This is a genomic window from Robinsoniella sp. KNHs210 (genome assembly GCF_000686105.1).
GTDB classification, from domain to species: Bacteria; Bacillota; Clostridia; order Lachnospirales; family Lachnospiraceae; genus Robinsoniella; species Robinsoniella peoriensis.
On the sequence record NZ_JMLZ01000002.1, the window covers coordinates 160,735 to 174,460 of the forward strand.

13 protein-coding genes are annotated in these 13,726 nt (G+C 41.8%); 12 read left to right on the forward strand and 1 reads right to left on the reverse strand.

Features of this window, described 5'->3' with window-relative positions; genetic code table 11:
* Positions 1–111: 111 nt before the first annotated feature.
* The 4 genes from CD03_RS0107595 to CD03_RS32790 all read left to right on the forward strand — a co-directional run bounded on the left by CD03_RS0107595 (position 112) and on the right by CD03_RS32790 (position 5,013).
* Entirely contained in the window at positions 112–1,434 is a 1,323-nt protein-coding gene (locus CD03_RS0107595) for an extracellular solute-binding protein (protein ID WP_027293133.1), read from the forward strand.
* A gap of 82 nt (positions 1,435–1,516) precedes the next feature.
* Positions 1,517–2,404: a carbohydrate ABC transporter permease gene (locus tag CD03_RS0107600; RefSeq protein WP_027293134.1), complete on the forward strand. Its 888-nt coding sequence runs from the start codon at positions 1,517–1,519 to the stop codon at positions 2,402–2,404.
* Positions 2,404–3,249 (forward strand): sugar ABC transporter permease, encoded by an 846-nt coding sequence (locus tag CD03_RS0107605; protein WP_027293135.1) that lies wholly within the window; start codon positions 2,404–2,406, stop codon positions 3,247–3,249. The genes CD03_RS0107600 and CD03_RS0107605 overlap by 1 nt, the downstream gene beginning before the upstream one ends.
* Positions 3,250–3,258: 9 nt before the next feature.
* Positions 3,259–5,013 carry a glycoside hydrolase family 13 protein gene (locus CD03_RS32790; protein ID WP_052377725.1) on the forward strand — a complete coding sequence of 585 codons (1,755 nt, stop codon included), beginning with the start codon at positions 3,259–3,261 and terminating at the stop codon, positions 5,011–5,013.
* On the opposite strand, the gene CD03_RS0107615 is transcribed toward CD03_RS32790, so the two are convergent.
* A complete protein-coding gene (locus tag CD03_RS0107615) occupies positions 4,985–5,494 on the reverse strand; it encodes an alpha-amylase family glycosyl hydrolase (RefSeq protein WP_027293136.1) in 510 nt (169 codons plus the stop codon). The genes CD03_RS32790 and CD03_RS0107615 overlap by 29 nt on opposite strands.
* Before the next feature lie 212 nt (positions 5,495–5,706).
* Here CD03_RS0107615 and CD03_RS0107620 point away from each other — a divergent pair, with 212 nt between their 5' ends.
* The 8 genes from CD03_RS0107620 to CD03_RS0107655 all read left to right on the forward strand — a co-directional run bounded on the left by CD03_RS0107620 (position 5,707) and on the right by CD03_RS0107655 (position 13,498).
* Positions 5,707–6,732 (forward strand): LacI family DNA-binding transcriptional regulator, encoded by a 1,026-nt coding sequence (locus tag CD03_RS0107620; RefSeq protein WP_027293137.1) that lies wholly within the window; start codon positions 5,707–5,709, stop codon positions 6,730–6,732.
* A 119-nt stretch (positions 6,733–6,851) separates the two neighbouring features.
* On the forward strand, positions 6,852–8,741 hold the full coding sequence (gene cooS / locus CD03_RS0107625; RefSeq protein ID WP_027293138.1) for an anaerobic carbon-monoxide dehydrogenase catalytic subunit: 1,890 nt from the start codon (positions 6,852–6,854) through the stop codon (positions 8,739–8,741).
* A gap of 14 nt (positions 8,742–8,755) precedes the next feature.
* Entirely contained in the window at positions 8,756–9,217 is a 462-nt protein-coding gene (locus CD03_RS0107630; protein ID WP_027293139.1) for a 4Fe-4S dicluster domain-containing protein, read from the forward strand.
* A 3-nt stretch (positions 9,218–9,220) separates the two neighbouring features.
* The gene (locus tag CD03_RS0107635) at positions 9,221–10,456 is read left to right on the forward strand and encodes an NAD(P)/FAD-dependent oxidoreductase (RefSeq protein WP_027293140.1); all 1,236 of its coding nucleotides are present in this window, start codon (positions 9,221–9,223) and stop codon (positions 10,454–10,456) included.
* 72 nt (positions 10,457–10,528) lie between these two features.
* Positions 10,529–10,690: a rubredoxin gene (gene rd / locus CD03_RS0107640; RefSeq protein ID WP_027293141.1), complete on the forward strand. Its 162-nt coding sequence runs from the start codon at positions 10,529–10,531 to the stop codon at positions 10,688–10,690.
* A gap of 292 nt (positions 10,691–10,982) precedes the next feature.
* On the forward strand, positions 10,983–12,059 hold the full coding sequence (locus CD03_RS0107645; protein ID WP_027293142.1) for an LptM family lipoprotein: 1,077 nt from the start codon (positions 10,983–10,985) through the stop codon (positions 12,057–12,059).
* Positions 12,060–12,413: 354 nt separating this feature from the next.
* Positions 12,414–12,773, forward strand: a complete 360-nt coding sequence (locus CD03_RS0107650; RefSeq protein WP_027293143.1) for an arsenate reductase family protein — start codon at positions 12,414–12,416, stop codon at positions 12,771–12,773.
* A 32-nt stretch (positions 12,774–12,805) separates the two neighbouring features.
* Complete coding sequence (locus CD03_RS0107655; RefSeq protein WP_044289820.1) at positions 12,806–13,498, forward strand: HAD family hydrolase; 693 nt, start codon at positions 12,806–12,808, stop codon at positions 13,496–13,498.
* Positions 13,499–13,726 lie beyond the last annotated feature (228 nt).

Genomic DNA, 13,726 nt, shown 5'->3' on the forward strand with positions numbered 1-13,726 from the left:
AAATATTGATAGCTAATCAATATTATGATAAAAATAACATATAAAAACAGAGTAAATGAGTTAATTCAACTGGAAACTAATGAAAACAGTTTCCTAAAAAGGAGGAAAAACATGAAAAAAGGGTTAAGTGTATTTTTATGTGCTGCTATGGTAACAGGAACATTGGCTGGATGCAGTTCAGTCAGCAGTAATACGAGTGAACAGCAAAAAGAAAATACGGGGAATACGCAGAATACGCAGAATACGGAGAATACGGAGAATACAAAGGACACGCAAAATACAAAGGTTACGGAAAAAATGGAATCTGCCAGTGTGAAAATCTGGCATGACGGTGATGAGGCTATCATGAAGACAATTCAGGATACAGTCAATAAAACCCTGGAGAAGAATAAGATAAGTGTGACATTTGAAAAGAAAACAGGATTGACAGATCAGATAAAGCTGTATGGCAATGATGCTGAAAATGGACCGGATATGTATTTATATGCCCATGACTCCCTGGGTACCTTTGTTGAGATGGGGGTCCTGGCTCCAATTACCGATGTGATCGGAAAAGAGGAACTGGAGAATCTACTGCCAATGACAGTAGAGGCCGGTGTGTATAAAGAAAAGCAGTATCTGCTGCCAGTGTATTTTGAAACGCTGCTGTTCATGTACAATAAAGATCTGTGGCAGGGGGATATTCCGGATACTGCGGATGGTATCTATGACTATATGAAGGCAAATACAGATACCGCAAACGGTACTTATGCATTAGTGAACCAGCATTCTACCGCATATAATGTATCTCCGTTCATCAATGGTTTCGGCGGGTATATTATCAATGAAAAAGGGGAACCAGGATTAAATGTCAAAGAGACAAAAGAAGCAATTACCTATAATAAAAAGTTCGCGGAGCTGGAGGCAGATGGAGATTATAATACGGTGACGACACTTTTCAATGATAAAAAAGCGGCAGCGATTATCGGCGGACCCTGGCTGGTTTCCGGTATCAAAGATGCAGGAATTAATCTGGGTATCAAGTCTATGTCGGATATCAAACTGCCAAATGGAAAAGCGCTGGCACCTTATGCCGGAATTCAGGGAGTAGGTGTGATGGAACATGCGGTAAAGGATAAGAAGGATGTGATCGGAAAAGTCTTAACGGCAATGCTGGATGTGAATCTGGGCATCGCCTTGGCTAAGGATTCAAACTGTGCGCCTGCCAATGAAAAAGCTTATGATGATCCTGACGTAGCAGGAAACGAAATGATTACAGCAATGAAAAAAACCGCTCAGACGGCACAGCCAATGCCGAATATTCCGGAAATGAGTGTTATGTGGGGACCTGCGGAGTCTCTGCTGGCAGCTGTGAATAAGTCTGGTGAAGATGTAGACCAGGCAGCAGATAAATACCAAAAAGAAGCGGAGTCCGCTATTTCCGATATGAAATAAATGCAGAGTGGGCAGTGATGTCCACTCTCTTATATTAGAGAGCTTGCCGAAAATGTATAGGTTGGTGGAAAAGGAGTCAGAGATGAATAAAAAAAGAAAATTACTGCCGTGGCTTTATTGTACACCGGCAGTAATCTTAATCGGAGCCATTGTCGTCTTTCCAATTTTATATACCGGATATATATCCCTAACGGATATGAATCTTTATCATTGGTTTGATTTTAAAGTTATCGGCTTAAAAAATTATGAGCGGGCATTGTTAAAAATTGATTCCGGATTTTTGTCTGCTCTTTTTACAACTATTATCTGGACTGTTATGAATATGGTAATACAGGTTGGGGTGGCTTATCTGATCGCCTTAGGATTAAATGTTAAGGGATTAAAGTTAAGCAGATTCTATAAAACCCTTTTGATGTTCCCATGGGCAATGCCTGCATATGTATCCATTCTTTTGTGGAGGGTGGGAATGTTTAATACGGAGTTCGGGTTGTTTAATAAGGTACTTGCAGCACTGGGGATGCCAAAAGCTGAGTTCCTTTCTCAAAATGTTCCGGCATTTTTGTCTAGTATGGTTCTGAACCTGTGGATGGCACTGCCGTTTATGATTATGATGATTGACGGGGCACTGCAGAGTATTGACCAGAGCTATTATGAAAGTGCAAAGTTAGATGGGGCAGGGCCGTTGAAACGCAATATTTATATAACGATTCCGGCATTAAAGCCAATTATGGCGCCGGCTGTTATTATGACCACCTTTACCACTTTTAAGCAGTTCGATATTATCTATCTGCTGACAAAGCAAAAAGGTTCCCTATCCGGTGCAACGCTGGATACTATTATTACCTATGCCCATGAAAATGCTTTTGTCTCCAATAATTACGGCCTTTCTTCCGCCGTATCAATCATTATATTCGGGTTTATTATTCTATTTTCGTTTTTTACAAATCGTGGGTTAAAGGAGGAAGTGTGATGTGCAGACGTAAAATGAAAAATATTCTTGGCTTATCCATATTAAATCTCGTTTTTATAATTTTGTGTTTAACCGGGCTTGTTCCAATCCTGTATGCGCTGTCGCTTTCCTTTAGCAATGGGTCTGCGGCACTTTCTTCCGGACAGTTTTTCATCCCGCAGGAGTTTACCTGGGAAAACTACCATTCCATACTGGTTGATGAGCCGTTTCTCCTGTGGCTGAAAAATTCTGTTGTCCTGAGTGTGGGAACCATGATATTTGCCATGGGGACGGCGGTAACAGCATCCTATTCTTTTTCACGTTTCCGCTATAAAGGAAGAAAACAGATCCTACGGCTGCTTTTACTGCTGAATGCTTTCCCGCAGATTCTTTCGATGTTTGCAATTTTCCGTCTGTTTAAGACATTCCATCTTCTGAATTCCAATATTGGTCTTGTAATAATCTATGCAGGATCCATGAGTATCTTTGCGATTTGGAATATGAAAGGGTATTTTGACACGATACCGGTGGAGATTGAAGAGGCATCAAAGATTGATGGCGCCAGTAATTTTCAGTTACTGTACCGGATTGTGCTGCCACTTGCAAGACCCGCAATTATTGTGACTGCGGTAATGGTTTTGATTTTTGTGTGGAATGAATATCTCTTTGCTACCACATTTATGATGAATGCGGATCATTATACCCTGGCAGGAGGACTGTATCAGCTGCAGTCAAGTGATTACAGCAGAAGCTGGCCTTTGTTTTCGGCAGCAGCAATTCTGGTATCTGTTCCGATCTTAGTAGTTTTCTTCTGTATACAGAAATATATGATATCCGGATTGACAGCCGGAGGAGTGAAAGGTTAGGTGGTTCAAATGGAGAAAAGTGCAATATTACATATTCCCCAGTCACAATATGCATTTGTGAGAAGCGGGAACGTTTTAACAATAAGGCTGCGCTCAAAGGCAGGGGACTTAACAGAATGTTCCTTTTACTATGCCGACCGGGCAGATATGCATACCCCGGTAAAGTTTACATATCTGCCTATGAGAAAGGTTCTTAGGGATGCCCTTCATGATTATTATGAAGTGACCTTTGAAAGCCCTTATCAGAGGGTTTGTTATTATTTTAAATTAGAAAAAGAAACGGAATGGACCTATTACTATGGGGAGGGATTTACCAGGGAGTTAGCGGATCTGGAGATCGGAGACCAGATCGTGGAGGGACGCAGTGAGTATTTTCAATATCCATTTATGCTGCGTCAGGAGGAACAGCAGATTCCGGAATGGTTTCGAAATGCCGTGGTTTATAATATATTTCCCGACAGTTTTGCGAATGAAAAAGAGAATTTAGAAATCCAAAGCCGGGAGATCCTTACGGAAAGCGGTAACAGAAGTAAAAACCGCCTTGGAGGTACGATCAGAGGAATTCTGTGGAACCTGGATTATATACAGGAGATGGGTTTTAACTGCATTTATCTGAATCCTGTTTTTGCGGCGGGAGAGTATCATAAATATGATATCTGGGACTATTATCATGTAGATCCCTGTCTGGGTACGGACGAAGACTTTGGCTGTCTTGCCGACGAGGTGCACAGACGAGGCATGCATTTGATAATAGATGGAGTATTCAATCACTGCAGCTGGCATTTTTTTGCATTTGAGGATGTGGTGCAGAAAGGGGAAAAGTCCATTTATAAGGATTGGTTTTACGAGTTAGAATTTCCGGTTGTACGCCCGTTAGATGATGAAATCCCATCTTATGCCTGCTTTGCTTATGAGAAAAAAATGCCGAAGCTCAATACGGCAAATAAGGAAGTGCAGCAGTATTTTGCCGAGGTAAGCCGCTATTGGATTGAAAAATATCATATTGACGGGTGGAGGCTGGATGTGGCAAATGAGGTGTCTAAAGAATTCTGGCGATTTTTCAGACAGACGGCAAGAGAAATAAATCCGGACATTGTCCTGATCGGTGAAGTGTGGGAAAATGCCCGGGTCTGGCTACAAGGTGACATGTTTGATTCTGTTATGAATTATGAATTCCGGGGGCTTTGCCGTGACTTTTTTGCATTGGGGAAGACGGATGCAGATACCTTTGCTTCTTCTATGGGAAAAATGTATTTCCGATATCCCGACAATGTATCCGGCTGCCAGCTGAATCTGCTGGACAGTCATGATGTACCGCGTTTCCTTTCACTGTGCGGAGGTGATCTGAGGAAATGGAAGCTGGCATTTCTGGTATTGGCATTCTATCCCGGAATACCAAGTTTATTTTATGGGGATGAAAAGGGAATAGAGGGAATACGGGAGTTTGCATACCGGAGTCCCATGAAATGGGAGGAAGGGGATGAGACAGCTGCTTTTGTAAAAGAAGTGCTGCAGATCAGGAAGAAGTTTATTAAAAGCAGTATGAAGACAAGATTATATGTTTCGGAGAACCATGCGAATCTGCTGATATTAGAGCGGAGTGGTGAAAATGAAGCAGTGGAGATACGGATGAATACCGGAAGGGATTTATACTTCCTGGAAGAACAGGAAGAGTTGACGGATTTGTACGGTGAAGGGAATATAAAGGGAGGCATTGGGGCCTTCGGATTTATAATTAGTCACCGGAAGGGAACTCCTGATTAACAAGTTTCAATACGGCAGCGTTGTGGTTAACGCTATTACTTGCCTCCGGATCTTCGGTACCGAAATACCGGCTGGCCCTGTTGGGATCATATACATTGTAGCCGTGATAGGCGGTCGGCCACTGTTTGCCGGAAGCATCCGGTACTCCCCAAAGCTGTGGATCCGAAACGGGAGAGATCCAGATAGCAGTGTAGCCCATGCCTTTTATGTAGGGGATTTTGTCTATAATACCCTGCCAGTCACCGCCGTGCATATACCGGAAATCATCCTGGCTGTTTTCGGTATAGCGAAAAGCCTCTCCGGCTGCATTATTACCGGAATCCCCGTCATAGTACCTGTCTACCATAATCTGATAAATGGATTCGCCTCTGAGGGATGTGGCTGCAAAGGCATTTGCGGGCAGTAATGTGACTGAGAGTAAAAGAATGCTCAAAAAACAAAACAGATAACGACGCAGCTTTTTCATTTTACTTAATTTCATACTCTTCCTCCTTTTTTGGGAAAACGATTTACTGGATTTGTTACAGCGGACAAAACAAATTGCTTAATAAAATCTTACATATCATGATATATATGTGGAATTATACTATAAACTTTGCAATGATCAATACAAATTAAGGCAAAATGATTGAATAAATTAGGAAAGCGCTTTATCATATAGATAATTATATAAAATAAGCACAGGAGGTGCATATGAAAATAACAATAAAAGATGTGGCAAGAGAGGCGGGAGTATCCATTTCAACAGTTTCCAAAGTAATCAATGACGCTCCCACTATTTCAGATGCCACGAAAATCCGTGTGAAGGAGATCATGGAAGAACTGCATTACCAGCCGAATTCCCAGGCAAGTAATTTTGCCAGGCAAAAAACGAACAATATTATATTTTTGACAAAGCTGGAGTCGCGCATTGCTTTTTCCAATCCCCATATGTTCGAAATTATGTGCGGGGTACAGACCATACTTGGAGCGAAGTCCTATAATATGAGTTTTACAGGAGCGAGGAGCAAAGAAGAGGCACTTTCTATTGCAAAGGATGCCATTGCCAGAAAACGTGCTGACGTAATCGTAGTCCATGGGTCCGCCACATCGAAGGAACTGGCTGAATTGCTTGTGAATGAAGCATTTCCCCATATACTGATTGGAAAACCCAGATTTCGAAGCCCTGTGTGCTGGATTGATATCAATAACTGTATCTCAGGGGAAATGGCGGCAACGCACCTGGCGGAGTATGGATATACCAGGATTGCCTTTGTGGGGGGAAGAAAAGAAGACGAGATCTCCACAGACAGGCTGCTGGGCTTTACTTCGGCAATGAGGGAAAATGGGCTCAGCGTGCCGGAGCATTTTATCAAACATGGAACCTACACCAAGGAAAGCGGCTATCAGCTTACAATGGAACTATTAGATGCACCTGACAAGCCGGAAGCGATTATCTGCGAAAACGATAAGATTGCTTACGGTGTAATGCAGGCTCTGGATGAGCGGAAATTCCGGGTACCCGGGCAGATGTCCGTCATCTCCTTTGATGACTTTCCGCTATCGCATATGATTGAGCCGCCTATGACGGTGGTGGACATTGATGTTTACGATATGGGAATTCAGGCAGGAAGGCTTCTGCTGCAAAAAATCAGGCATCCGCTTCTCCAGGTCCAGTATTATACCACCCTTCCGAAACTGGTTGTCAGGGAAACAACATGCAGAAAAAAGACATTTTGAAAATTTGATAAAAATTTATCAATACCCTCTTCACAAATAGAAAATTTCGTGTTATAGTATCAATAACAGTTATTGATATCAAATGAGTTTATAAGCATACATTAAAGGAGGATATTTTCATGTCAAATTGTAGTTCATGTTTCAGCTGCAACACCTGCAAAAGTGCAGACAAACCTTTGGAGGCTTTTATTAAGACATTACCCATGGAGACATCTCATCACAGAGTGGAATCCCAGTCTACAAAATGTGGATTTGGACTGCAGGGTGTCTGTTGCCGTCTCTGTGCTAACGGACCATGCAGAATTACCCCGAAAGCTCCAAGAGGTATCTGCGGAGCAGATGCAGATACCATTGTTACCAGGAATTTTTTAAGAGCAGTGGCAGCCGGAAGCGGATGTTATATTCATGTTGTGGAAAATACGGCTCTGAACCTTAAGAATACGGCACTTGCAAAGGGTAAGATCCGTTCGGAAGCGTCACTTCGGAATCTGGCTGAAGTACTTGGCATTGAAGGTGAAGATGTTTATGATCTGGCAGTAAAGGTTGCAGATGCTGTTCTGGCTGACCTCTACAAACCGGAATATGTGCAGATGGAATTGATTGAGAAACTGGCTTACGGCAAACGCCTGGATGCCTGGAAAGCACTTGGAATTATGCCGGGCGGATCCAAGTCAGAAGTATTCTCAGGTGTAGTAAAATGTTCCACAAACCTGAATTCAGATCCAATGGATATGCTGGTTCACTGCCTGAAACTGGGGGTTTCTACCGGTGTATACGGACTGATGCTTACAAATTTGTTAAATGATATCCTGTTAGGTGAACCGGAGATACGATTTGCACCGGTTGGACTTAACGTGATTGATACTGATTATATCAATATTATGATTACCGGACACCAGCACTCCATGTTTACATATATCCAGGATCGTCTGATTGAAGAGGACGTAGTGGCGAAAGCGAAAGCTGTGGGTGCAAAAGGATTTAAACTGGTTGGATGTACCTGTGTAGGCCAGGATCTTCAGCTTCGCGGTGCACATTATACGGAGATTTTTGACGGTCATGCAGGTAACAACTATACAAGTGAAGCAATTCTGGCTACCGGAGGCATTGATGCGGTTCTTTCAGAATTTAACTGTACACTGCCGGGTATTGAACCTATTTGTGAAGAACTTCAAATTAAACAGATCTGTATAGATGATGTGGCTAAGAAGAGAAATGCAGAGCTGATTCCATTTAAATTCGAGAGCAGAGTAGAAGACGGAGACCGTATCATCGATGAAATTATTGCCGGCTATGTTGCACGCCGCGGCAGTGTAGAAATGAATCTTCTTCCGGAACATGGAAATAAAAATACGTTAACCGGCGTCAGTGAAATTTCTCTGAAAAAATTCCTGGGTGATTCCTGGAAGCCGTTAATCGACCTGATTGTATCCGGCAAGATCAAAGGTGTGGCTGGAGTTGTAGGATGTTCAAGCGTAGCATACGGACACGATACTTTGACTGTAGAGCTTACGAAAGAATTGATCAAAAGAGATATCATTGTACTCAGTGCAGGATGTTCTTCAGGCGGTATCGAAAACTGCGGACTGATGACACCGGAAGCAGCAGAACTTGCCGGACCAAACTTAAAAGAAGTATGTAAATCACTTGGAATTCCTCCGGTATTGAACTTTGGACCATGTCTTGCAATCGGAAGACTGGAAATGGTGGCAACGGAACTTGCGAAGGAAATCGGCATTGATATTCCTCAGCTGCCGCTGGTATTATCAGCAGCACAGTGGCTGGAAGAGCAGGCACTTGCAGACGGATGCTTTGGACTTGCACTGGGTCTGCCCCTTCACCTTGGCGTACCGCCTTTTGTAACCGGAAGTTCACTGGTGACAAAAGTCCTGACAGAAGATATGAAATCACTGACAGGCGGTCAGGTTATTATAGACGGAGATGCGAAATCATCCGCTGATACTTTAGAGAAAATCATAGAAGAAAAGAGAAGTGCTCTTAATATCTAGAAAGGTGGCGCCTTATGAAACGTATATTTGTGGACGCATCGAAATGTGACGGATGCAAGAACTGCAGCATTGCCTGTATGAATGCCCACCGTAAGACACCTGGTACCATCTATGACCTGTGCCTGACGGACCCGGAAAACGAATCCAGGAACTATATCTATAATGATGGAAAGGGCGGCTATACTCCGGTATTCTGCCGCCACTGCGATGAACCGGACTGTGTGGGTGCCTGTATGAGCGGAGCATTGGTGAAAAACCTGAAAACCGGGTTGGTGGAATACGACAGGGATAAATGCGCAGCATGTTATATGTGTGTGATGAACTGTAAATTCGGGGTTCCAAAACCTGATTATTCCAGAACCTATATGATAAAATGCGATTTCTGCCAGGATAAAGATGGAGATCCATCTGGCGAAGAAGGCCCGTCTTGTGTGGCAGCCTGTCCGAAGCAGGCAATCTTTGTAAAGGAGGTGTAATATATGGAGAGATTTGTAATCATCGGAGCTGGTGCTGCGGGAATCAAAGCGGCAGAACGTATTCGTAAAATGGAAGATGATGCCCAAATTACAGTGATTTCTATTGATGACCAGGTTCATTCACGCTGTATGCTGCACAAAGTCCTTGGCAAAGAGCGGACAGAAAAAGGAATTAATTTTGTTCCTGAGAATTTCTTTGAAGTAAATAAAATTCGTTTTATTGATACGGAAGCAGTAACCCGGGTGGATACAAAGAAGCAGGAAGTAACTCTGGCCTGTGGAGCCTTCGTTCCTTACGATAAGCTTCTTTTGGCAACCGGATCCGCTTATGTGGTACCGCCGATTCCTCATTTCCGGGAGGCAGAAAATGTCTTTGGCTTTCGTGATCTAAGTGATGCAAGGGCAATACAGACTGCCCTGGATACTTACGGAAAAAATGTATTTATTGTAGGATCCGGACTGGTTGGACTGGATGCGGCATCAGCATTGACACATTTAGGAGGCAAGGTTACAATAGCAGAAATGGCGGATCGTGTAATGCCACTTCAGACAGATGCCTATGCAGCAAGTGTTTATCAGGCGGCATTTGAAAAGGCGGGATGCAAATTTAAACTTGGGGTATCCGCTAATGATTCCGTGGTAGATGATAATGGAAATATCATAGCAGTTCAGCTGTCAAATGGAGAAAGCATACCCTGTGATTTTATCATTGTTGCAGCAGGTGTCCGTCCCAAGGTGGATTTTCTGAAGGACAGCGGCATTGAGATAGAACGTGGAATCGGGGTAAATGAATTTTTACAGACAAATATCCCGAATGTCTACGCAGCAGGCGATGTGACAGGTTTATCCGGAGTATGGCCGGACGCTATGGAGCAGGGGAAAACTGCAGCAATGAATATGTGTGGTGCAGTGCTGGAATACGAGAAGCCGTATCCATTTAAAAATACCAGTAATTTCTATGGAATAACTATGCTTTCAGTGGGAAAACTGGATGATAAAGAAGAAGGTGTGAAGATCTGTACCCAGAAGGGAAAAGACAGCTACAAAAAAGCCTTCATTAAGGATGAAAAACTTCAGAGTATTCTGATTCAGGGAGATATTTCGAATACCGGTATTTATTTATATCTGATTCGTAAACAGATTCCATTGGGAGATTTGTCAGAAAAGGTATTTAATTTGTCTTTTGCAGATTTTTATGGGTATAATGAAAATACCGGCGCATACGAATTTGCTGGATAAATTTTTAAAATATGATATAATACAGTTTATAGTTTTGAAAAGACTTACACTATTTAAAGGAGGTGAAACAACATGAAAAAATATATTTGTGAACCATGCGGATATGAATATGATCCGGAAGTAGGTGATCCAGATGGCGGAATTGCTCCTGGAACAGCATTTGAAGATATTCCAGAAGACTGGGTTTGCCCAATCTGTGGTATGGGAAAAGATGTTTTTGTAGAAGCTGAATAATTGCATTTACAAAAAGATACTTAAGTATGCATATACCGCCGGACATTTGATGAACGGCGGGTAAAGAAGAAGCTGCCATGCAGTACGGAGAAATAGAAAATGATCCGTATAAAATGGCAGCTTTTTCTTAAGATAATCTAAATAAGTGATACAATTACGATGCAATACTGAAGACTTTATAAATTTTTCCAGTAAAAGTTGCTTTTTACCGTAGAAAGATTTATAATGAAATGGATTATAAGGTGAAATCTGGTAATACTTATAATTGAGGAAAATTAAGGAGGAATAAATAATGAAGAGGATATCATTGTTTTTTGCAGCATTATTGGTTACGGTATCTTTAGCAGGATGCGGCGATAAAGAAAAGGAAACAGAACCGCAGACCCTGGCAGTGACCGAAGCTCCAACTACGAAACAGACGGAGACTCAGACACAGACAACAGAACCGCAGACAGAAAGCAGCACGGATAAGACAAGAGAATTAAACGGACTCGTTACAGGGGTGACAGCGGATTCCGTTGATATTCAGACAGCAAGAGGTAAAAAGCTTACATTTTCAACAACGGGCGCACAGATGCAGACAACTGCAGAGCTGAAAGCAGGTAGCCAGATTACTATCCTGTATAAAGGCAAAGTAGTAGACACAGATACATCGGGAGCTAAGGTATCTGGAATCAAAGATATGGATGCAAGTGCAGAGAAAATTACAGAGGGTGAGCCAGTTGTAGCAGAAACAGCTGATCCCAATGCAACCGGAGGAACATTAAACGGAACAATTTCTGAAATCACAGGAGAAAGAATTGTAATCCTTGGTGATGATGGAGATTCCTATTATTTTACACATGACAAATGTAAAATGGTACTTGGAAATGGTATCCAGGATACAAATTATGTATCAGTAAAATTCACAGGCGACGTATATGGTCCGGAAATTGTACCGGCGGTAGAAATTACCGACAATACAACAAATTCAGCACCACAAACGGAAAACAGTACTAAAGTTACAGGGACTATCACAGATGTAACAATGAGCACCCTTTCAATTTCAGCAGATGATGGACAAGAGTTAAGCTTTACTATCACTGGAGTACCGGTTAATATCACGGGCGGTCTTATGATTGGTGAAACGGTTGGAATCAACTACACCGGTGATGTAAGCAGCGCTAAGGTTACATCGATTACAGATACTAGCGGCGGCAGCACTAATACAGATGCAGGCAGCAGCAATGCTGAATCAAATGCATCTTCAGAGTCAAATGCATCTTCAGAGTCAAATGCGGCTACAGAAGCAGGACAGAATGCAAATAACAATGCAAGTGCGAATGATGCAGCAGATGGTAATAATGCAGATGCAAATAATGCCCAGTAATAAAATACGGGACAGGCTTAGAGACTTTGATTGGTTGCTAAGATGATATAATGAGGGAATATGCGATGAGAGATCAGAGCATATTCCCTTGTTTTGTTCTTGAGAATAAATGTGGAGATGAAATATAGGAGGATGAATTTAAGATAAGAAACTTTAGAAATCAGAAGTAACATAAATCAGAAGTAACATAAATCAAAAGTAACATAAATCAGAAGTAACAAAAATTAAAAGTATCTGAAATTACAAATGTGAAATAGGAATAGGAAAGTAATTTTCTGTGTGATATAATAAGTAAGAAAATAGGACAGACATTAAGTCTGGAAAATAATAACTTTAAATCAGGAGGAATTATATATGTCAGTATTATTTGCAGAGTATCCAAAATGTACGACTTGCCAGAAAGCAAAGAAGTGGCTGAAAGAACATCAGGTAGAATTTGAAGATCGCCATATAAAAGAAGAAAATCCAAATGCATTGGAACTTAAGGAGTGGCATTGCAGGAGCGGACTTCCTTTAAAACGGTTTTTTAATACCAGCGGAGTGGTTTACAAGGAATTGAATCTGAAAGAAAGAATTCCTCAAATGAGTGAAGAAGAACAATACGGGATTCTGGCGACCGATGGAATGCTGGTTAAGAGGCCGTTGGTGATTGGGGATGACTTTGTACTGGTTGGTTTTAAAGAAAAAGAGTGGGAAGAAAAACTGGCGAAATGATATACCGGCAATTGCCGGCCCGGAAGCAGAAGATGAAGACAGAATGGAAGAAAGAGTGGAATAATAATTTGATTAAGGCTGTAATTTTTGATATGGATGGACTTATGTTTGACACGGAAAAGCTGGCAGCAGACGGTTGGAAATATGCAGGCAATAGCCTGGGATTTGATATCGATGATGAGAAGCTCTCACAGACCCGCGGAAGAAATGTGGCAGATGCCAGGAAACTCTTCTTTGAATGGTATGGAGATAGGGTGGATTATGATAAGGCACGCAGTATTCGGTGTGATCATTTGAACAGCAGGCTGAAACAGCATGGGATGCCGATGAAAAAAGGTCTGTGTGAGCTTTTGGGTTATTTAAAGGAAAACGGATATAAACGTGCTTTAGCAACCTCAACTCACAGGGAAACAGTTGCCTGGTATTTTGAATTGGCAGGACTTCCTATGGATTTTGATGTGGTGGTTTGCGGAGACGAAGTAGAGAACAGCAAGCCCGCACCGGATGTATTTTTGAAGGCTGCAAAAAAGCTGGGTACAGACCCAGAGAGGTGTCTGGTTTTAGAAGATAGTCCCAATGGAATACGGGCAGGATCCGGCGCAGGCTGTAAAGTTGTAATGATACCGGATCTGGATCATCCTACGGAAGAAATTATAAAATTATGTTTGAAAATATGCGATAATCTCAGTGATATAATGGAGATTTTGATAGCGGATAAAAATTGAAAAATCTTAATATGAAAGTTTGGTCACACGGACAAAAAAAGAGTGAAATTTGATGAAAATATGTGACTAAAACTATTGACAAAATTACCAACTTAAGGCATCATATAAGTATGAATTAAGGGGAAGCCTGTCGAAAAAACAATTGTTTGCAGATGGCGAGCAGTTGTTTTTTTAAACTCTAAATATGGAAAATTATGGATGTTTTCAGGACTAACCGATATATAAATA